Origin of the sequence: Herbivorax alkaliphila (assembly GCF_030848475.1) — a bacterium.
In the GTDB taxonomy this organism is placed as follows: domain Bacteria; phylum Bacillota; class Clostridia; order Acetivibrionales; family Acetivibrionaceae; genus Herbivorax.
Genome location: NZ_JAVDDS010000024.1, coordinates 1 through 21,070, shown reverse-complemented (window position 1 = coordinate 21,070; position 21,070 = coordinate 1). Strand labels below are relative to the sequence as shown.

Genomic DNA, 21,070 nt, shown 5'->3' with positions numbered 1-21,070 from the left:
CAAACTATTTTTTTACATGGCACAAACTCTCTACTAACAGTTTAGCTGCATTTTCAATATCCGTCAAACTTGCCATTTCAACAGGACTATGTACATACCTGCAGGGAATTGAAATAGCACCTGATGGAACTCCTCCTGCTGATATATGAATTGCCCCTGAATCATTCCCCCCTGACTCAAGTATCTCAAATTGATAAGGTATATTTATTCTTTTTGCTGATTGTTCTAAAAGTTTTCGCACTTTAGGATGACAAATTATTGATCTGTCCTTTATCTTTATAGCCGGCCCTTTGCCTAATTTCACTTCCATAGGACGTGCATTTGGAGTATCTCCAGTTAAAGTAACGTCAACAGCAATAGCTAAATCTGGCTTTATCTGATAAGCAGCTGTTTTGGCTCCTCTAAGTCCTAATTCCTCCTGTACTGTAAATACATAATATATCTCATTTTCAGTCTTTTTCATATCCTCTATGGCTTTTATAAGCACTGCACACCCACTTCTGTCATCTAAGGCTTTTGAAATAATCGTATCGCCCTGATTTTTTGCATCACCAGCAAAACATGCCACATCACCTATACTGACACTTTTTAATGCTTCTTCTTTACTGCTTGCTCCTATATCAATATACATTTTTGAAAGATTTAAATTTTTAATATCTTCAAGTTTCTGTTCATAGTGAACAGCACCAATTGTGCCATTATTAAACCTTACCTTTTGACCTATAGCGTTATATTTAGACACACCTCCTATATTAGAAAATCTTATAAATCCATCGTCATCTATAAAGGTTGCCATAACACCAATTTCGTCCATATGTGCTGCCACCATAATTTTTTTTCCTGTTCCCTTTTTCACTGCTATAAGATTACCTAAAGTATCAACCCTTATATCATCTACCTTATCTTTAATTTCTTCTGTTATAACATCTCTTATTTCTTCTTCATTTCCAGATACTCCTGTTATTTGTGTCATTTTTTTTAACAAGTCAAACATATTTCTTCCTCCATTTATATTATTATATAAAACTATTTTAATCCATCAATAAGTTTTGGATTTTTATTAAATTCACCTAAAGCAATTTTTACTAATTTAGAACAACTATCAAAATCATTTTTACTCATTAAAGAGACTGGGGAATGTATATATCTGCAAGGCACAGAAATTGAAGCAACAATTACTCCTCCTCTAGCTGTCTGTATCTTTCCTGCATCATTTCCCCCTGAAGTAGTGGTTTTATATTGTACTGAAATACTATTTTTTTTCCCATTAGTATATAAAAACTCAACTAATTTTTTGTTGGAATATGCACCTCTGTCCATAATTGTAAGAGCTGCACCTTCACCTAGTATAGTTGAGTACTCATGTTCTTCAACATCTAAAACATCTGAACAAGTAGTTGCCTCCACAACTAAAGCAACATCTGGGTATATGCCATAAGAAGTTACCTGTGCTCCTCTAAGTCCAACTTCTTCTTGAACTGTAAAACAAGCATACAAGTCAAAATCATATTGTTCATCCTTTAATATATCAAGCAAAATAGCACATCCAGCTCTATCATCTAACGCTTTTGCTTTAATAGCATTTTTACCTAAAGTTGAATAACTGCTATAAAATGCAGCATACTCTCCAACTGAAACCAATTTTTCAGCCTCTTCTTTGCTGTTTGCACCAATATCTATATACATCTTTTTTATGTTGACATTGCTCTGCCTTTCACCTGCATTTTGAAGATGAATGGGTTTTCCGCCAATTACTCCCTGTAGCTTTTTATTCCCTACAGTCAGCCTTTTTCCTAAAAGTATTCTATTATCAATACCACCCACAGTGGCAAACTTAAGAACTCCAGCCTCTCCATATCCCGTTACCATAAATCCAACTTCATCCATATGCGCAGAAATCATAACTTTATATTTAGAATTTCTGCCTTTTTTTAAGCAAATCAAGTTACCCATAGAATCCACATTTATCTCATCTGAATACTTCTTTGCCTCTTTTTTAATAAATTCTCTTACATCTTCTTCATTGCCAGATACTCCATTTAACTCTGTCAATTCTTTTAAAAACATAATATCCCCCCTGTCTTACTGTCAATGGATGAAATAAATCTTGAAATTAACCTTCCTGAATACTTAACATCATCTACATGTAGAGTTTCTACCGTTGTGTGCATGTATTTTAACGGAATGGATACCAGTACAGTTGGTATTCCTGTTCTAGAAACTTGTATAGCCCAAGCTTCAGTACCTGTATTTCCAGGCGAAGGTTCAATCTGATAGGGAATGTTTTCTTCTTTTGCAATGTCAATTATCTTTTTTGTAAGATCAACATGAAGATTAGGTCCTACAGCAATAGAAGGCCCTTTCCCCAGCTTAAAAACTGAATCTTTTGGCACATCTGGAATGTCTCCATGACATGCATCAATAACAACTGCAACATCAGGAGTTATGTTATATGCAGCAATAACAGCACCTCTAAGTCCCACTTCTTCTTGAGATGTTGCAACAAAATATACATCATATTCATGGTGAATTTTTTCAAGGTTTTCCATAATATCAATTAAAGCTGTAACACCTGCACGATTGTCAAGAGATTTAGAACTAATTCTACTATTTTTTAATGTAAAAGGCTTTGCCTTAAATGTTATAACATCTCCAATTGATACATTTTCTCTAACTTCATCTTCTGAAAGCCCGGTATCAATTGAAAGATCCTGCATCTTGACTGCTTTTTTAGTATCTTCAGTTTTTAACAAATGAGGAGGCTTAGCTCCAATAACACCAAGAACATCTTTTTTCCCATGTACTATAACTTCTTGAGCTAAAAGTATCTTTGAATCAATACCTCCTATATTTGAAAATCTTAAAAATCCCTTTTTTTCAATACCAGTTACCAAAAGGCCTATTTCATCTAAATGAGCTGTAACCATAATTTTTTTATCACTTTTAGAAAAACCCTTTTTCACCCCAACAACATTGTAAAAACTATCTATTGTGGTTTCATCACAGTATTTATCGAACATATTTTTAATATACTTTGAAAGTTTTTCTTCCCTTCCTGAAATACCTGGATATGTACTTATATCTTTTAAAACGCTTGTATAATCCATTTATCCACCTCTCCCTCATTATTATTAGAAATCCCTATACTCTAAATTTTCTTGTTTTCTAAAAACCCTATAGTTTTCTTCGACGGCTGTTTTTCAGTCTAATCCTCCTACCTAAAGCAGAAAGAAACCACACTGCATATTCTCAGTATAGGATTTACAAAAACTAGAGTTTTTATAAATCCCAAAATTAAATAAAATAATAATAAAAAAACTCTTGACTTAGAAGCCTTTTTTTATTATACTATTCATTGTCGCAAAAAAACAAGGGCTTTTAGCTCAGCTGGCTAGAGCAACCGGCTCATAACCGGTAGGTCCGGGGTTCAAGTCCCTGAAGGCCCACCATTGTTTTTTGCCCAGATAGCTCAGTCGGTAGAGCAGTGGACTGAAAATCCTCGTGTCGGTGGTTCGATTCCGCCTCTGGGCACCAAAAACTTAATAGTTTTCGGAGGGGTTCCCGAGTGGCCAAAGGGAGCAGACTGTAAATCTGTTGTCAACGACTTCGATGGTTCGAATCCGTCTCCCTCCACCAAAAAGAGTTGGAATTCCAACTCTTTTTTTAGTTGCACAGATTTTATCTGATTTCACTTTTTTAAAAAACTTTTAGAAATTCTTTAAATCACTTCACAATATTTTTAACTGCATCTTTAAACTTTTTGCCTCTCTCGTCAAAGTTTTTAAACATATCAAAGCTTGCACTAGCTGGAGACATTAAAATTATATCTCCACACAGAGCACATTCATATGCTTTTTTAACAGCCTCTTCTAAAGAATCACACTTATAGACCAAAACATCTTTTCCCTTTCCAGTACGCTCTATTTCACCCTCTAAGGCCTTATGTATTTTATCTGATGTCTGACCAATCAAAACCATAGATTTAACTTTCTTGGCAATATACTCACCCATTGCATCATAAGGAATGTTTTTGTCATACCCTCCTGAAATCAAAATAACCTTTTGACCAAAAGATAAAAGGCCGGCAATAGTTCTTGATGGACTACTTGCTATAGAATCATTATAAAACATTATACCGTCAGTTTCTCCAACAAGTTCTAGTCTATGTTCTACACCTTTAAATTCCTTTGCTGTTTTTTGTATTGTTTCTACGTCAACATATCCTATTACTGCACAAATTGCTGCTAAATAGTTTTCCACATTGTGCATACCAGGTATAGAAATATCCTTTGTGTCAACAACTTCTACCTCTCTATTTTCATCTTTATAAACAATTTTGCCATTTTTTATTCCAGCACCACTGCTTAACTGTTGTATTCTGCTAAAATACACAACTTTCCCTTTTGCTTCGCTTTTAAATTTTTTGGTAATGTCATTGTCAAAATTTAAAATTAACTTATCACCAGCAGATTGAAATTTAAAAATATTTTTCTTAGCATCTACATATTCATCCATTGATTTATGAAAGTCAAGATGATTAGGTGAAAGATTGGTGATTACTGCTGTTTTAGGACTCATACTCATTGTATGAAGTTGAAAACTGCTAAGCTCCAACACAACTTTATCTGTATCTTTTATTTTATCAATTTTGCTCAATAGAGGTGTTCCAATATTACCTCCAAGCCAGGATTTATAGCCCTGTTTTTTTAACATCTTATGTATTAGTGTAGAAGTGGTTGTCTTACCATCACTACCTGTAACAGCAAAAATTTCGGCTGGACACAATTCAAAAAAAACTTCCATTTCAGATGTAACCTTTGCACCTTCTTTTTTTGCCGAAACAATTTCTGGGATATCATATCTCATTCCCGGAGTTCTAAAAACAATATCAAAACCTTTTAAGTTTTTTAAGTATCCATCACCTAAACTACATTGTATGTCTAACTCCTTAAATTCATCTAAAACACAACATAAATCATTTTTACATGACTTATCAAACGCCGTTACATTTACACCTAAACTGTGCAAATATTTAATTAATGGTATATTACTAATTCCAATTCCCAATACAGCAACTTTTTTATTTTTTATGTAGGTCTTAAAATCATCTAACTTATTATTCAAACTTGCATCCTCCCAAACTCTTATCTAAGAATAAATAATAATTTGCCATTTTTGAATACGTTGTTTTCCAAAATAGCTTCTCATTCCTTTATCCTTCCTCCCTATAAAATCGAGAGTTATTATTTTTTATTCCTTAAAATTATATTAATTATTCCAAGCTACTAGAAGGTATTTTTAATAAATTCTCCTTCTTCTGCTATGATACTTAAACTGTAAAAGTATTCTCTCCCACTTTCTTTCCCATTTTTCAGATCCAAATAACTTTGCAAACTCAACACACTGTGCTAAAAACAGCTCTTCTCTTTTTCTATTATTTCTAAAAAGCCTATCTCTAATTGACATAAAGGTACCATATTTGTCATATAAAATTACATTTTCTCTGCAAATCATATAAAGAAATGTACCCACCATTTTGTCTTTATAAAGTATTTCCTCAAATATTTCCGCTGTATAAAAGAGAGGCTTTACATTTATATACTTCTCCTTTAAAAGTGTCAGCTTTAAATTTTCTCCAAATGAAATAAACTTTTCTAACGGAGTACCATCACCTATAAGTATCAAAAACTCATAATCACTTTGAGAAGTATTGTCTCCTCTTGCTCTAGAGCCATACAAAACGATACTCATAACTTCAACAGACATACTTTCAGAAAACTTTTCAAGTAAAGATGTAACACGATTAATTATTCTGTCATTTGCAAAATTAATTCTGCTCATTAATATACATCCCCTTTAACATATTTAATATACTTCCCCTTTTAAAATATAAAATTAACTTGCTTTTTAAATTATCTTTTTCTATAATTAATATTTTTTTAACATTGAATATTAAACTTTAGAAGTCCCTTTATTAATTGTCTGTCTTATAATCAATCACTCAACGACTCATAGTAACTGTTTTATTTACTTTACAGAAACACTTTAAATAATTTTTTATTATGTTTTTGTAACAATTTACTGCTTTTTATTAAAATCAATATATCACATTTTTCTAATTATGCATAGAGTTTTTATAAAAATAATTTAATATTAACAAAATCATTTTTAAATGAAATACAAATGTCTTTTTTAAAAAAGTTCTAAAACATATACAAAAACACTTGATATTTCTTGTTTTTTTTAGTAAAATATATCTGAAATGAAGTATTGAGAGAATAAAAGGATTGAATGGCATGATAATTCAACTTCTTACAATCACAACACTATAAACTTCAATTCAATCTCTCTAAGCAATATGTTGTTTAATGATATTTATTTATAAAATTATTATTGTTCATGTTTTGTTTTCTTTTTTACGTAAATCACAGTAACAGAATTTGTTAAGCTTTAATTTATATATTTCACCTTTAAAGTTTAAAGCGGTCTATAAGAATCAATATTTATAACTTGTTAGATTATTAAAAAGAATATTATGTTTTCTTTCTAAGCTAAGCTTTTTATATAAAGTCTAGTAGGAAAGTTTGTTTTCTTTATACTATTCCATATTTTTTGGATTCTATCATAATTGAAATAATAACCGATACATTAAATAGATAAGTTTTAAAACTACATATTAAGAATAAAATACTTTAAAACATTTTTTTAAAAACTGTTTTCAGAAATATTTTTTTTGGTAATAATAGTACAATTGGACTAAAATCAAAATAGAACAAATATTATAGTTTAAAGAACTATTTAAAGCTGTGTTAAATTAGCTTAAAAAAGGGTGATTATAATGTTTAAATTAAAAAAGAAAAAAGAGAAAAAGCAATACAAATTAGTAAGTCCTGGTGACATGGTTTTAGCACCATGTGCACACGATGTTTACAGAAAAGCAGTGGTTATTTCTTATCAAGAAGTAAACAACAATCCAACAATTAGAATAAAGTTTAAGACTGGTTCTATAAACTTTGTTTCTGCAAAACTATGTTATAAAATCGTTAAAGGCATCGCTGTTCCTTTAGAAAAACCAAAAACAAAAGTTCAAAGATTTTGTTTATGGTTCTTGAGAAGATTTGGATTAGCTGAAGTTTAATACTTGTAATTTTTCAATTTGTGTTTAGAATTAGTTTCCTCTTTTCAAAAATACATCAAGAGGGCTTTTTTTAGAGTGTACTTTTTTAGATTTGTTTTTTAACAATCTTTTTCTTTTGTCATTTTATCTATAACATACTTAATATTTTCAAAGTTAAAGCCCCTGTGAAGCAAAAAAGAGTATGCTTTTTTTAGGATTTTTGAGTCAGTTAAGTCATACTTGCCAAATTTCTTTCTAAGAAGTCTTTCTATAACAACATCTTCATCGTAATCAAGATTATCTAGCACATTTTCAATAATGTCTCGAGATATACCTCTGTTTTTTAACTCCATACTAAGAACTTTCTTTGACTTGGGTTTTAATTTCATTCGATCATAAACAAATTTTTGAGCATACATCATATCATTTAAATACCCCATAGATTTGAGTTCGTCTATAGCAATATTTATTACATCTTCATCATATCCTTTTAAAGCCAATTTATGAAAAAGCTCCTTTTCGCTCAACATTTTAAATGAAATACATTTAATAGCACTTGACTTTACAGATTTTAAAGCAATATACTTTTTAATATCATCTATTTCTTCCTCTGATATAGATGATTTTTCATATAGATTTAAGCGAAAATAATCCTCTTCTGAAATAGAAAAAGCATAAGAATTATCGATAAACACAGAAAACATTTTTTTGTTTTTTTTGTTTTTTTCAATAGAAGTTATTTTCAATATAATCACCAAATTACATTATCTTTACATTCTTCCTTCTCTAAAGAAAGAAGAATTCTTTCTTTAGAGAGAGATACTTATCTCCACAAACTTTGACTACATGCCCCGAATTCTTATTTGAAATTTGCCTTATATCACCTTGCTTAAGTAAGATATCTTACTGCTAAACATATAAGATATCCTGCGGCTAAACCAATAAGGCTTCTAATTATAACTTCAAGCAGGAACTCTATCCCACTTGAAGTCAAAAACTTATATTAATCTTTCTTTTTTTTGTCCTCTTCTTTTTCATCATTGGAGTCAATGCTATTTAAAAAAGCCTGATTATAATTATCTCTTATTTTTGCCTCAACTTCTTTTAAAATATCAGGATTTTCTCTAAGAAAATTCTTTGCATTTTCTCTACCCTGACCGATTTTTTGACCATTATATGAAAACCATGCACCACTTTTATTTACAATATCAAGCTTTACACCAACATCTAAAATATTACCTTCTTTAGAGATTCCCTGACCATATATAATATCAAACTCTGCTTCCTTAAATGGAGGTGCAATCTTGTTTTTTACAACTTTAACTCTGGTTCTATTTCCCACCATTTCATTAGATTGCTTTATTGTCTCTATTCTTCTAACATCAAGCCTTACAGAAGAGTAAAACTTAAGTGCCCTTCCTCCAGGTGTTGTTTCAGGATTTCCAAACATTATACCTACTTTTTCTCTTAATTGATTTATAAATACTGCTGTTGTCTTGGATTTGTGTATTACTCCTGATAACTTTCTCAATGCTTGAGACATAAGCCTTGCCTGAAGACCCACATGAGAATCTCCCATCTCTCCATCAATCTCTGCCTTTGGAACCAAGGCTGCAACTGAGTCTACAACAACTATATCAATAGCACCACTTCTAACTAAAGCCTCTGCTATTTCTAAAGCCTGTTCTCCTGTATCTGGCTGTGAAACTATAAGATCATTAATGTTTACTCCAAGCTTTTTTGCATAAACTGGATCTAAAGCGTGCTCTGCATCTATAAAAGCAGCTTCACCACCAGCTTTTTGTGCTTCTGCTATCATATGCAGTGCTACAGTGGTTTTACCAGATGATTCCGGACCAAATATTTCAACCACTCTTCCTCTTGGTACACCTCCAACTCCTAGTGCTATATCCAGTCCTAAAGCACCAGTTGGTATGGTTTCCACATTTAAGTGAGAATTTTCACCTAATTTCATTATAGAGCCTTTTCCAAATTGCTTTTCTATTTGTCCAAAGGCCATTTCCAATGCTTTTTGTTTATCCATAGCAATTCCCCGTTTTGTGAACACCTTTTAAACTTTGTGCTCACTTCCCCATTCAACGCATCCGACCTCAGTCGTTGATGCGATGCTCTAGAGGCCTAAATTCCCATGTGTTCCACGGTACATCCTAACACCAATAAAGTATTAGTCACGGGTTCTCTCCTTTCCTGTTTTTTTTATCAACTCTTTTTGACATTCTCCTCTCCCTAAAGGAAGAAAGATTCTTGCTTTAGGGAGCTACTTGATGCAATCTCTCCACAAGCATTATCGGTATGCCCTACCGAATTTTTATTTAAACCCTTCTTATATCACCTTGCTTAAGTAAGATGGCTTACAGCAAAACATATAAGATATTATTAAATATTGTCAGCACTAACTTTCTCGAACATGTGTTCTATTTCATTATACCTCAATATATATCTTTAAGTCAACAGCTTTTTTATCTTATTCTAAAACTGGTATAAACCTTATATATATGCTAACCAATCAGTTTATAATATGCTGGCACATAAATTAAATATTAACTAATCACTTTATCATATTTTATTACTATTTTTCTTATTACGCCAAATTCTTCTTAAATCCTCTATTTAAAATATTATTTTGCATCTTTTTTTACTAATCAGACTTTTTCCCAAACTTTTTTAATATTATATTTTTTGCATAAGAAGCTTCCTCAACTTTAAATAATAAAACAATGGCAAAGTATACCGCTGCTCCAACAGTAATAATACCTAATAGACCAATATACTGCATAATTTTTGAATCTGCAAAAGGCATAGCCGTATTTATAAAATATACTGCTAATCCCATAACAAAAGAGGCTGGAAAAATCTTAGATAAAAATTTCAAAAGATCCCCAATATAAATTCCATTCATCTTTCTATTTAACAACATCAAAAGCAAAGAAGCATTTACTAAACTCACTAAAGAATATGATAAAGCCATTCCTGCCACACCAATATTAGTTGCTTTAATAAAAATTACGCTCAGCAAAAAATTCAACCCAATTGTGAATACACCAGTAATAAGAGGTGTAATGGTATCCTTAGCTGCATAATATGCCTTATTTAAAACATTAACAATTGATTGACTAAAAAGAGCTATAGAAAAAAACATTAATATTCTTCCAGCAAGAGCAATGCTTTCTGAGTCAAACCCTGTAATATCAAATAAGGTTCTAATAACATTTTCTCTTAACACTATAAAACCAACTGCTGAAGGAATAGTAAATAATAAAACTGTTTTAATACACTTTATAAGTGTACTTTTGTATTCTTTAAACTCCTCTTTTGAAAAATAGGCGGATAAAGTTGGAAGCATTGCTATTCCCATACCCTGTGCAAATATTCCATAGGGCATCTGCCACGTTCTATCTGCCATATTAAGAATTATCATACTTCCAGGTTCAAAAAAGGTAGCAAAAAAACTTGCAATAATAACATTTATCTGTACAACGGAAGATGCCATTAAAGATGGTATTGCTAACTTAATAAGTTTTATAAATCCTGAATGTCTAATATGTATTTTAAATTTATAGTGTTTTAAGTTTTTATATGCAAAACTCAATTGAAATAAAAAATAAACTAAGGAGCTTGCCATAATTCCATATGCAACACTTGTAGGCCCTCCTTTTCCACTTAAGAATATTAAGCTTAAAATACTTCCAACGTTGTAAATTGACGGACCATAAGCTGCCGCTGCAAACCTTTGATAAGAATTCAACACTCCATTAGATATTCCTGCAAGCATTAAAAATGCAACCGACGGAAACAAAATCCTTGCTATGTCAGCTGTAAGCTCAATCTGCTCTTTACATTCAAAACCAGAAAAACCTCCAATAAGTTGAGGTGCAAAAAACATTCCCAGCACACAAACAAATGACATTACAATGATTACTATATTTATAAAGGTTCCTACTGCTTTCCATCCATTTTCTTCATCCTTTTTAGAAATATATCCTGTTAAAACAGGTATAATCGCAGCTGCAATTGCTCCTCCTACCAGCAAATCATACATAAGTCCTGTTATTCTAAAAGCATATGAATATGCATCACCTACACTTCCCAAACCAAATACATTAGGAGTAACCATTTCTCTTATATAGCCTGTTATTCTACTTACAACGATGGATGACATGACAATAGCAGCAGCTCCACCTAATCTTTTATTACTCAAATTTCAACTCCTCCAATTTGTCTTCTTATCAAGTCAAAAGTATGAAGTGAAGCAACATTTATTATTCTTTCTCTATCACCTGATAAATTTAATTTTTTACACACTGTATCATCTTTATAAGATAAAGCAATATACAAAAGACCTACAGGCTTTATATCAGTTCCTCCACCTGGACCTGCAATTCCTGTAATTGAGACTCCTATATCTGAACCTGACCCTTTTCGTATTCCATCTGCCATTTCTACAGCTGTTTCCCTGCTCACAGCTCCATACTTTTTAATTGTATCTCTATTTACACCTAAATCTTCAATTTTAGAATCATTGCTGTAAGATATAATTCCTCTATCAAAAGCTGCTGATATCCCACTTACAGAGACAAGTTTTGAACAAATTAATCCACCTGTACAGGATTCTGCAATGGAAATTGTAAGTTTACTATCTAAAAGCATTTTAGCAACTACCTGTTCTAAATTTTCATTCTCTGTACTATATACATTAGATCCTAATCTTTTTATTATTTCTTCTTCGAAAGGACGTATTTTGTCAAATCCATTTTCCGACGATTCTGCTTTACATGTAAGCCTTACTGTAACTTCTCCTGCTTTTGCATAAGTTGCAATTGTCACAGCATCTTGTTTGTCCACTAAGTCCATTATTTTTTCTTCAAGTTTTGATTCACCAATCCAAAAAGTCCTCAAATATTTGGACACAATTTTATGCCCTGACTTCTTGTGAAGATAAGGGATTACACTTTCATCAAACATAGGCTGCATCTCATATGGAGGACCTGGCAATATTACAACTACCTTATTATCACTCTTAATGATACATCCTGGTGCAGTTCCCCTGTTGTTTTCAATAACTATGCTATCTTTTGGAAAATATGCCTGTTTTTCATTATTGCCAGTCATTTTTCTACCTGAATTTAAAAAGAAATCTTTTATTTTATTCAGACTCTTCTCATCTAAAATCATATCTTTTCCAAAAACTTTAGCAACTATTTCCTTTGTTATATCATCTTTTGTCGGTCCTAATCCTCCAGTTATTACAACTAAATCAGATCTTCCCAATGCCAATTTTATACTATCTTCTAGTCTCTTTGGATTATCTCCCACAACGCTGTGAAAATATACATTAGCACCAATACTGTTTAATCTTTCTGATATGTATTGAGCATTTGTATTTACTATCTGACCCATTAAAAGTTCTGTTCCTACTGCCAAAATTTCTGCATTCATTCTCGTTGTCTCCTCATATTCAACCTTTTTGCTACTTATTATATCAGTATTAAAGTGACTTTTAAAGGGTTTAAAATTCGAAAGTGATATCTAATCCATTCAAACTCTTTAAATTGTTTAGTGCTGAATTTGAATCCCACATTGTTAAAGCTTAACCAAACTTTTGTCGGATGTGTTGATCCTCTATTTCAATTTACATCCCACATTTTTAAAGCTTAACTTTGTTTAAAATATTTCATAACTACTCCTTCCTTTCAATTTACATCCCACATTGTTAAAGCTTAACAACAAATATATATTGTTTATATTTTGCATACTCTTCATTTACATCCCACATTGTTAAAGCTTAACTTTTCAGACTTAGACACCGAGGAAATATATCAATATATTTACATCCCACATTGTTAAAGCTTAACGACCGTCATATGTTATTTTTATTTGTTGTCCTGACCTATTTACATCCCACATTGTTAAAGCTTAACTGGAGGTGGAGCTGCTAAAATGGGGCAGTATTTGTTATTTACATCCCACATTGTTAAAGCTTAACAATAACCCTTGATACTCTTGTATCAAAAAAATCTATATTTACATCCCACATTGTTAAAGCTTAACTGTTATGATGTAGTTGTCTTGAGCAATCAAGACGTTATTTACATCCCACATTGTTAAAGCTTAACGCATATCTCATTTATCTGTGCTGCTATCTCTGTCCCATTTACATCCCACATTGTTAAAGCTTAACTGACACTTTAACTTCAAACCTTGCCCAATCTGTATTATTTACATCCCACATTGTTAAAGCTTAACCAACTCCAGCGATATAATGTATAGTAACACATTATAATTTACATCCCACATTGTTAAAGCTTAACACATCTTCTATGGCGTATAATGGTTCGCTCAAGTTCTTATTTACATCCCACATTGTTAAAGCTTAACATTGCAGACTGTACGGAGTTATCGACAAGAAAACAAAAATTTACATCCCACATTGTTAAAGCTTAACATATTTTATATTTTCATGTGTAAACCCTTTTTCTGTATTTACATCCCACATTGTTAAAGCTTAACTTTTTGTTATCAAGTGAACCTCCCCACTCATTTGTAATTTACATCCCACATTGTTAAAGCTTAACATAGTAGTGGATGTTGGGCATAGGAGTAAACTTTTGATTTACATCCCACATTGTTAAAGCTTAACTTAGCAAACGAAGTTAAAGGCAATGCAGGAAAACGAATTTACATCCCACATTGTTAAAGCTTAACCTTTTTACCTCTTCCATCTTCTAACCCTCCTATTTTTATTTACATCCCACATTGTTAAAGCTTAACTAGACTGTCATGGTCAGTTGTGTTAAGTGTTACAGTAGTATTTACATCCCACATTGTTAAAGCTTAACCTGATATATTTAATTCTGTTATGTCTGATTACTATTTACATCCCACATTGTTAAAGCTTAACGGAAGAATTCTTGCCTTATTCATTTTATAGTGGTTAATTTACATCCCACATTGTTAAAGCTTAACTTTGTATTAATGAAAGCATCTGACGGAACCATAGTTGCATTTACATCCCACATTGTTAAAGCTTAACGGTTTGGTGTTGCTTTATTAAGTATGTACTCTGATTCATTTACATCCCACATTGTTAAAGCTTAACTTACAGTGCAATCAATCCAGAAGAAATTGCATTACTGCATTTACATCCCACATTGTTAAAGCTTAACCATGAGGAGAAAAGAAATTACGGTGCCAGGAAAGCAATTTACATCCCACATTGTTAAAGCTTAACTACACAGGAATTTCAAGGTGTGAAAATTGACATGTCCAATCATATTTACATCCCACATTGTTAAAGCTTAACGAAGGCATATCCAATAAACTTTCCCTATTACATCATCATATGATTTACATCCCACATTGTTAAAGCTTAACCAATCATTGCTTTCGCTGCGTTGTATGTTAGACTTGCTATTTACATCCCACATTGTTAAAGCTTAACTATAATATAATAAGAGACGATTTTCTCTAAACCAATTTATTTACATCCCACATTGTTAAAGCTTAACTGTGTTCCGCCCCAAGTCAATGTAGAAATCTGTAAACAATTTACATCCCACATTGTTAAAGCTTAACAGAATTTGAAAAGGGAGGTCTTGCAATGTCAATATTTATTTACATCCCACATTGTTAAAGCTTAACGTATACCTTGGATGGTTGCTTTTGCACTTAGAAATTCATTTACATCCCACATTGTTAAAGCTTAACCCATTTTTAGCATATTGTAAAAGGCTTTATTCAAGCCATTTTCAGCACCTATTACATTTTTCAAATGTACTTAAGTTGCAGTAAACCTTTAGTAGCGTTTTCTATATAAACAAAAAAACTACCTAAAACTCTCCAATTTCAAGCTATAGAGATACCAATTTCAAAAAACACCTTTACTGCAATATTAAAATCACTACAAAATTAATTCTTCTAATGCTTTTTCTTTTCCAAGTTTGTTTTTTACAATGTTTTTTGGATTCTTTATTATATAGATATACACTGAATCGTTATTTTTGTCAATTATTCTCCCAATTTCCCCCATGCATTTTTGGAGCTTCCCTTCTGTAATATCTCCTTCAAATACAGAATTTTGTGTCCAAACTAAATACTTTTTTAGAAGTTTTCTAACTTTATTAATTCTTTTTACTTCAATATCATAAGTCAATATAACAAAAATAATTACCACCACGCTTTTAACGGCTTATATAGTTCATCACCAATTAAGTATTTAATAATCTTATAGCATTCAAGTCTTATAAAGCCTCTATAAGAAACTTTTCTATTCAACTTCCTGTGCTTTATAGTAGTCGAAAGTTTATTTTCATATTCTGCTATGACTTTTCTTCGCCCCGAATCATTTAACATACAAATACCATCTTTAATACTAAAATCTTCAATCTTTATTATTCTGTTGTTTATTAAGCTAAAAATCACTGAATCAACAATTAAAGGCTTAAATATTTCTGCTAAATCTAAGCTAAGAGAAAATCTTCTTGTACTTGGTTCATGAAGATAACTTATAGCAGGATCTAATTGTGTTCTATATATTTGTCCTAAAACAGTTGTATACATTAGGCTATTACCAAAAGATATTAAAGCATTTATAGGGTCATTAGGAGGCCTTTTTTCTCTTCCCCTCATATGAAAACCATCTTTCAAGAAAAGCCCATAACTTTTATAATAAATATTTCGTATTCGTCCCTCTATCCCCATTAATTCATCAATTTCTTTAGCTTTATCAATAATCTCCTTATCAAGGTTTGTAAAAACTTCATCCGGAACACTTTTGTAATTTCTGAGATTTCTTTTTATATGGAATTTTGCACTTGCAACAAAACATTTTGCCAAATATAATCTTTTTTCTTTTTCAATATAATGCTGTGATTGCTTAACTGTTAAAAAACCTGAAATATTCTTTTTTCTTGGATAAAATGATCCCGTATAATATCCATAATAATTATAAAAATTAAGTATCACACCATATTTTGATGCATAATTTATAAACTTAGTATTCAAGTCCACTTCTCCAAATATATGAAGAGAATCTATTTGTTCAACAGGAAGAGGTTTATTTGCTTCTGTAGCACTATCCCAAAAATAAAATGTATTTTCTTTCCTCTTAAGCCTTCCATTATTTAATATATAGTAATCCTTCCCCATTTCAATCCACCTCCTTTACAAAGCAGAATTCATAATATGCACACTTTTTGCATATAGACAATTTTTCTAAAGGAGGTGGCTTCTCCATTTCACAAATCTTTTTTATCTCAATCAGTGCTCTTTCAATTTCAGATTCATCTTTTTCTGTCAGCTCTATCACTTCTATCTTTTTTTCTTTTACATAATTAATGCTTCCCTTCTTTTCAATGCCACTCTTTTTAAGATAGTAGAGGTAGTACAGAAGTTGCATTCTATGTGAATTTGACATTCGGCTGCTAAGTTTAATTTCTCGTATAAAGTCCCCATCAATAATATCTAATTTTATTATGTCATCAATCATTATTTCTCTTGATTTCTGCCTTGAATAAGCATTTTCATGAAGCACTTTTCCACTTAAAACTCTATCATTTAAATGCTCCATAGTTATTCCCTTTGCAAAAAGCCACAATTTTCTTTTGCATACATAATAATAATTTATTTTAACTCCCTGTGTTTTATAGTTTTCTAACTCAAATTCCATAGAATCACCTTATATTTCATTTTAGTTAATTTTTTCTTAATATTAATCAAAAAATTCTGCTACTAATTTCAATATCTTTTGATTGTTTTTCCAACTTTAACCCAATACATTGATTATATTTGCAAAAATGCTCTTTTAAAATTAAAAAACCATCTTCAATATAAAAAGCCCCTATATTATTTAATTTGTAAAACAACCCTCTGCTTATCTGAATGCTGTTCTTGCTATATTCTTTATATTTCTCTAAATTATTTTTTATATTGTTATAGTCACTTTCCAAAATTACTTTTGCATTTTGATCTATTTTTCTAAATAATTTACTAGCTTCAGTTTTTGAATCAACAATATTCAGATATGGATCAAATTTAAACATTATATTTTCACCGTTTAATTCTGAATTATCTACCAACCCATAAATATCCATTATTTCTTTTTCAGCCTCATCAAATTCTTTACCATACTCTTTTTCTACTGAATCGTCCTTGTAATAATTGTCAAGTAAATTCTTTCTATTTTTCATTGATAATATTTTTCCTTTGAACTTATGCAATGCTTTCTTTGTTGTTTTTTTCAGTTTTTCATTATACACATCTTTATTTTCTTTATTAATTATATAAAATTTCCCGTATTCTAAATGGTCATGTCTATTACATCTTCCCATACGTTGAATAAGTGCGTCCATAGGTGCTAAATCGCTTATAATAACTTGAAAATCCAAATCCAGTGAAATTTCTACCATTTGAGTGGATATCCATACATCGCCTGCCTGATTTAAAATTTCTTTGTATTTATCCTTTTTATGTTTAAACTTAAACCGACTATGTAAAACATTAATTTTGATTTTCTCATCTCTTAAATTACTAAGTTGTTCATATGTCTTCATAGCTTCATCAATTGTGTTTTTTATTATTAAAACTTTTTTTCCTGTTCTTACGGATGTACAAATTATATCTTTCCATTCATCAGACCCACAAAACATTAACTTTATTCTTCTATTCTCATCTATATCCTCATCTTTGTTACTTTCTACAAATGGAACTGAAATATCATTTAGTTTCTTTAAATATATATTTGGCATAGTTGCAGTCATTAAATGAAATTTAACTTTCAAATATTTAGATGCAAACTCTATGAAATACATTAATATCAGAAACATATGAGGATTTAATAAATGTACTTCATCTACTGTTATATGACTTGAATAAATACTAGCACATATTTTTTCATATCCAGGATATTTAAATATAGAAAGTAATATTTGATCAACTGTAGAGATTATATATGGCTTTGCGAAATTTTTTGCTAATACTTTATCCCTAGAAGTAAACAATATGTCTTCTCCTCTTATACTTTGTCTAAAGCTTTCTACATAAAGAGAAATATCCCCGTGTAATAATCCTACATAATCTTCATTTCTAAATATATCAATAGCATCAAAAAAGAAGCTCTCACTAGATATTTTATTAGGAACAAGAAATATTTTTCTCTTCCCATACCATCTGTAATCAGCAACTGTTTTTCCCGAACCCGTAAAAGCCATAGTTATTACATTGCTATTATTTAAACAACTTATCTTTTTTTGTAAGTAATTAAATTTTAGTTTTTCTATCTTTTGTCCATTCTTTTTACACTTTTCATGTATATTTGAAATCAAAAGATTATCTAATTTCTCAGGAGATATAGTTAAACAATAGCTAAATTTTTTTTCTTGACTAGATGCCAAATGATCAATTAAGTTTAAAAATCCTTTCAGTAAAATATAAAGTTTTTTATTTTCAATATCCTCTGAGAAATTTTCATTAAAATACCTTAAAAACTCATAATCTAAAATGTCATCTCCAAGCTTTACGCTAAAATCTAATTTATCTTTCAAATAAACATCAACTTCATTTATATCAAACTCCCCCGACATAAACACTGTTTTTTCAATGTCTTCAAATACCGTTTTTTCGATTGTTGCAAAAGATTTACTTAAATATTTTTCATAGCTTCCATGATGAAAGAAAATAGCTTTATATAAAATACCTCTTAAATTATTGCTAATAGACAAATTATCAAAAAAGTATTTTAAAAAAGCCCCCGATAACAAGTTATGTCTTTCATCTTGGATGGAACTATATATTTGCTTCAACCCTTTTATATCTTTATTATTACTAGACATTAAATTGTTTTTTTTGTATTTGTCAATTTGATTGGCTATTTGAATTTTTTTCTGAAATTTAAAATTAATTTTACCTAAGTCATGAAGAATACATAAAATTCTTAAATACTCTGGAAATTCAGGTATAATTTCTTCAAATTTAACTACAGTTTTAATTTTTTTGAATATTTCAAGTAAATCAGATATATGCTCTGTTAGTTTTTGTTCCTTAATACCTTCAAGAGAATTTCTTGACTTAGCCATGACATTATTCATAATTCCCCTCCTCTCATCACAACCATTGAAATGTTATTGTTTTTTTTGTATATTCATCTTCATAAACTTGAACTTTTCCACTTGAAGGATAGTAACCTTCATCATTAAGGTAAATATAGTGTCCATATACTAACATTCTATCCTTTTTATCTGCTAATAAATCTTTGTAGGTTTTGGGAAGTGTATATAACACACCAGTTCTAAGTCTATTTTTCATTTCTTCTCTTTCAGACTTACTATTTAAAGATACAGGAATGTAGGTGTTTTTTAATAGTGAGTTTTTTATAATAGCTTGTTTTTTGTTTTTTATATCAACTTCATTTATTGTAACTTCTTGAACGATTTTTCCAGGCTTTTTGGGAACGAAAAAATCTTCTTTTCTCCCAAGTGCCAAGTATTTTCTTGGGTTTTCCAGAGCTTCTTTTATCATTCTATATTCTTTATGGTCTTCAACGCTGATAAATATGGTCAAATTAACATCTTGCAAAATTTCAAAATTCATTATTCTGTTTTTTGCTTTTTTATCTTTGAAAAACGTAAACCAATCATTGTAATTCACATTATTAACCTTTTTTTTCTTCGTAAAACTACTAAACTTCCTCCAAAACTCACCAGTTTCACCTCGCATAAAATGTACTACCTTGTTTTCGTATGAACCTACAATTCCAATTTTAAATATTGATTTGGCCTGCCTATCAATTAAATACGAAATAAGTCCTGAAACAGTAGTAGGCGTTGGTAAAGATAATGTTGGAATAAAATCATCTTGCATAATCTTCGGTTCCCTATAATGTGCAAATGGCTGGTATATATCCATTTTTAATACATTACTCTTCAATTTTATCACCTATTTCTAAATACCAACTATTATCTTCTGCTACATTTAGCTTTTTAACAAGGCTTTTAATTGCTTTCTGTGGAGTATCTGAGATTTTTAATTTGTTTTCAAAATTATCATTTCTATAAATCTTAGGGATTCTAGACGAAATTGATATGATGTAGTTTTCTTCACTAAGTTCGTATCCTGTAATCGTCTCATAAGCATAGTCCATAACTATATTACCTTTTTGATCAACTTTTATATCGTTCCAGAAATACGGTATTGGACTTTCAAATACTCCACCGAATACAGCTATTGGTTTTAAATGAATTTTTTGATGCTTTATATCCCTTGTAAAATTTATAATAGCATCAGTAATATCAGTAATTGCTTTTTTTCTAATTTCACCTGACATATATTTGCGTTCTTCAGGCTCAAGATATTTATTATCTTTAACCTCTACTACTCCTATTCTATCTAATTCAATCGTTATTGTATAACAGTAATAATCACCAAAAACCTCTTCAAATGCTAACGCTTGAGTGGACGGCACTTTACCTATCTCAATATTATCTCCCTTAGTATCATAATATTTACGATTTAAATCAGATTCTAAAAAACCTTTATTTGTTATTATTTGTGTATCCGTTTTATACGTATTTGCTGATATAAACGGAATAATCCTTAATGGCGAGGTCTTATTTATTTGTTCACCTGGTACTAAAAACCCAAAAACATCACTTTCTAATCCATTTAACCCTATAGATTCGATATCTTCTTTTTTAGGATGCAAGTTCTTATCCTTTATTACCATACTACTTGCTGTCCAGCCATAATCCTTTATCATTTTTTTTCTTAACTCATATGTAATTGTTCCTACGCTTGTCATAGCATGAGCTCCATCTTTGTAAAAGTACTTTTTAATTGGAGTATAATTCCCTGTGCCTTGATCATTAGAAAGTGCTATAGGACTTTCTGTCAAGATAGTAATAGTTAGTCCACTTACTCTAGTTTTTTTCATTTTTAGTCCTC

The 21,070-nt window shown here is 30.6% G+C and carries 16 protein-coding genes, 3 tRNA genes and 1 CRISPR repeat array; of the genes, 4 read left to right on the top strand and 15 right to left on the bottom strand.

The features are described 5' to 3' along the window. Positions 1–4: 4 nt before the first annotated feature. From RBH29_RS10160 to RBH29_RS10150, 3 genes are read right to left on the bottom strand one after another with little or no spacing between them, the layout of a single operon-like run. Complete coding sequence (locus tag RBH29_RS10160) at positions 5–994, bottom strand: M42 family metallopeptidase (RefSeq protein WP_306696705.1); 990 nt, start codon at positions 992–994, stop codon at positions 5–7. A gap of 32 nt (positions 995–1,026) precedes the next feature. Then, positions 1,027–2,067 carry a M42 family metallopeptidase gene (locus RBH29_RS10155; RefSeq protein ID WP_306696704.1) on the bottom strand — a complete coding sequence of 347 codons (1,041 nt, stop codon included), beginning with the start codon at positions 2,065–2,067 and terminating at the stop codon, positions 1,027–1,029. Then, positions 2,058–3,107: a M42 family metallopeptidase gene (locus tag RBH29_RS10150; RefSeq protein WP_306696703.1), complete on the bottom strand. Its 1,050-nt coding sequence runs from the start codon at positions 3,105–3,107 to the stop codon at positions 2,058–2,060. Before RBH29_RS10150 ends, RBH29_RS10155 begins: the two co-directional genes overlap by 10 nt. Positions 3,108–3,372: 265 nt before the next feature. Between RBH29_RS10150 and RBH29_RS10145 the strand changes: the two genes are divergently transcribed. The 3 genes from RBH29_RS10145 to RBH29_RS10135 all read left to right on the top strand — a co-directional run bounded on the left by RBH29_RS10145 (position 3,373) and on the right by RBH29_RS10135 (position 3,636). Then, positions 3,373–3,449, top strand: a tRNA-Ile gene (locus RBH29_RS10145). Positions 3,450–3,458: 9 nt separating this feature from the next. Beyond that, a tRNA-Phe gene (locus RBH29_RS10140) sits at positions 3,459–3,534 on the top strand. A 17-nt stretch (positions 3,535–3,551) separates the two neighbouring features. Then, positions 3,552–3,636 (top strand) — tRNA-Tyr (locus tag RBH29_RS10135). Between the two features lie 87 nt (positions 3,637–3,723). Here RBH29_RS10135 and murD read toward each other — a convergent pair. Together murD and RBH29_RS10125 are read right to left on the bottom strand one after the other, a co-directional pair. Further along, positions 3,724–5,124, bottom strand: coding sequence for a UDP-N-acetylmuramoyl-L-alanine--D-glutamate ligase (gene murD, locus RBH29_RS10130; protein WP_306696702.1), 1,401 nt, complete (start codon positions 5,122–5,124; stop codon positions 3,724–3,726). 174 nt (positions 5,125–5,298) lie between these two features. Further along, a complete protein-coding gene (locus RBH29_RS10125) occupies positions 5,299–5,841 on the bottom strand; it encodes a nucleotidyltransferase domain-containing protein (protein WP_306696701.1) in 543 nt (180 codons plus the stop codon). Between the two features lie 997 nt (positions 5,842–6,838). Between RBH29_RS10125 and RBH29_RS10120 the strand changes: the two genes are divergently transcribed. After that, entirely contained in the window at positions 6,839–7,138 is a 300-nt protein-coding gene (locus RBH29_RS10120; RefSeq protein WP_306696700.1) for a hypothetical protein, read from the top strand. 98 nt (positions 7,139–7,236) lie between these two features. On the opposite strand, the gene RBH29_RS10115 is transcribed toward RBH29_RS10120, so the two are convergent. The 10 genes from RBH29_RS10115 to RBH29_RS10070 form a co-directional block, all read right to left on the bottom strand. Then, the gene (locus tag RBH29_RS10115) at positions 7,237–7,872 is read right to left on the bottom strand and encodes a regulatory protein RecX (RefSeq protein WP_306696742.1); all 636 of its coding nucleotides are present in this window, start codon (positions 7,870–7,872) and stop codon (positions 7,237–7,239) included. 248 nt (positions 7,873–8,120) lie between these two features. Continuing rightward, positions 8,121–9,161 (bottom strand): recombinase RecA, encoded by a 1,041-nt coding sequence (gene recA, locus RBH29_RS10110; protein ID WP_306696699.1) that lies wholly within the window; start codon positions 9,159–9,161, stop codon positions 8,121–8,123. Between the two features lie 615 nt (positions 9,162–9,776). After that, positions 9,777–11,336 (bottom strand): murein biosynthesis integral membrane protein MurJ, encoded by a 1,560-nt coding sequence (gene murJ / locus RBH29_RS10105; RefSeq protein ID WP_306696698.1) that lies wholly within the window; start codon positions 11,334–11,336, stop codon positions 9,777–9,779. Next, positions 11,333–12,574 (bottom strand): competence/damage-inducible protein A, encoded by a 1,242-nt coding sequence (locus RBH29_RS10100; RefSeq protein ID WP_306696697.1) that lies wholly within the window; start codon positions 12,572–12,574, stop codon positions 11,333–11,335. Before RBH29_RS10100 ends, murJ begins: the two co-directional genes overlap by 4 nt. Positions 12,575–12,701: 127 nt before the next feature. Beyond that, a CRISPR array of direct repeats spans positions 12,702–14,842; the repeat unit is 29 nt; unit sequence ATTTACATCCCACATTGTTAAAGCTTAAC. 193 nt (positions 14,843–15,035) lie between these two features. Continuing rightward, positions 15,036–15,299 (bottom strand): CRISPR-associated endonuclease Cas2, encoded by a 264-nt coding sequence (gene cas2 / locus RBH29_RS10095; protein WP_306696741.1) that lies wholly within the window; start codon positions 15,297–15,299, stop codon positions 15,036–15,038. A 2-nt stretch (positions 15,300–15,301) separates the two neighbouring features. Continuing rightward, positions 15,302–16,282, bottom strand: a complete 981-nt coding sequence (gene cas1b / locus RBH29_RS10090) for a type I-B CRISPR-associated endonuclease Cas1b (protein ID WP_306696696.1) — start codon at positions 16,280–16,282, stop codon at positions 15,302–15,304. A 1-nt stretch (position 16,283) separates the two neighbouring features. Further along, on the bottom strand, positions 16,284–16,802 hold the full coding sequence (gene cas4, locus RBH29_RS10085) for a CRISPR-associated protein Cas4 (protein ID WP_306696695.1): 519 nt from the start codon (positions 16,800–16,802) through the stop codon (positions 16,284–16,286). 46 nt (positions 16,803–16,848) lie between these two features. Then, positions 16,849–19,218, bottom strand: coding sequence for a CRISPR-associated helicase Cas3' (gene cas3, locus RBH29_RS10080; RefSeq protein WP_306696694.1), 2,370 nt, complete (start codon positions 19,216–19,218; stop codon positions 16,849–16,851). A gap of 16 nt (positions 19,219–19,234) precedes the next feature. After that, positions 19,235–20,056: a CRISPR-associated protein Cas5 gene (gene cas5 / locus RBH29_RS10075; protein WP_306696693.1), complete on the bottom strand. Its 822-nt coding sequence runs from the start codon at positions 20,054–20,056 to the stop codon at positions 19,235–19,237. After that, positions 20,046–21,070, bottom strand: a 1,025-nt coding sequence (locus RBH29_RS10070) for a hypothetical protein (protein ID WP_306696692.1), incomplete at its 5' end; no start/stop codon positions are given. The genes cas5 and RBH29_RS10070, both read right to left, overlap by 11 nt.

Bases quoted from the DNA above. Each gene is read 5' to 3' on its own strand.
- RBH29_RS10160 (WP_306696705.1), bottom strand. From the start codon at position 994: ATGTTTGACTTGTTAAAAAAAATGACACAAATAACAGGAGTATCTGGA.
- RBH29_RS10155 (WP_306696704.1), bottom strand. From the start codon at position 2,067: ATGTTTTTAAAAGAATTGACAGAGTTAAATGGAGTATCTGGCAATGAA.
- RBH29_RS10150 (WP_306696703.1), bottom strand. From the start codon at position 3,107: ATGGATTATACAAGCGTTTTAAAAGATATAAGTACATATCCAGGTATT.
- RBH29_RS10125 (WP_306696701.1), bottom strand. From the start codon at position 5,841: ATGAGCAGAATTAATTTTGCAAATGACAGAATAATTAATCGTGTTACA.
- RBH29_RS10120 (WP_306696700.1), top strand. From the start codon at position 6,839: ATGTTTAAATTAAAAAAGAAAAAAGAGAAAAAGCAATACAAATTAGTA.
- recA (WP_306696699.1), bottom strand. From the start codon at position 9,161: ATGGATAAACAAAAAGCATTGGAAATGGCCTTTGGACAAATAGAAAAG.
- RBH29_RS10100 (WP_306696697.1), bottom strand. From the start codon at position 12,574: ATGAATGCAGAAATTTTGGCAGTAGGAACAGAACTTTTAATGGGTCAG.
- cas1b (WP_306696696.1), bottom strand. From the start codon at position 16,282: ATGGGGAAGGATTACTATATATTAAATAATGGAAGGCTTAAGAGGAAA.
- cas4 (WP_306696695.1), bottom strand. From the start codon at position 16,802: ATGGAATTTGAGTTAGAAAACTATAAAACACAGGGAGTTAAAATAAAT.
- cas3 (WP_306696694.1), bottom strand. From the start codon at position 19,218: ATGAATAATGTCATGGCTAAGTCAAGAAATTCTCTTGAAGGTATTAAG.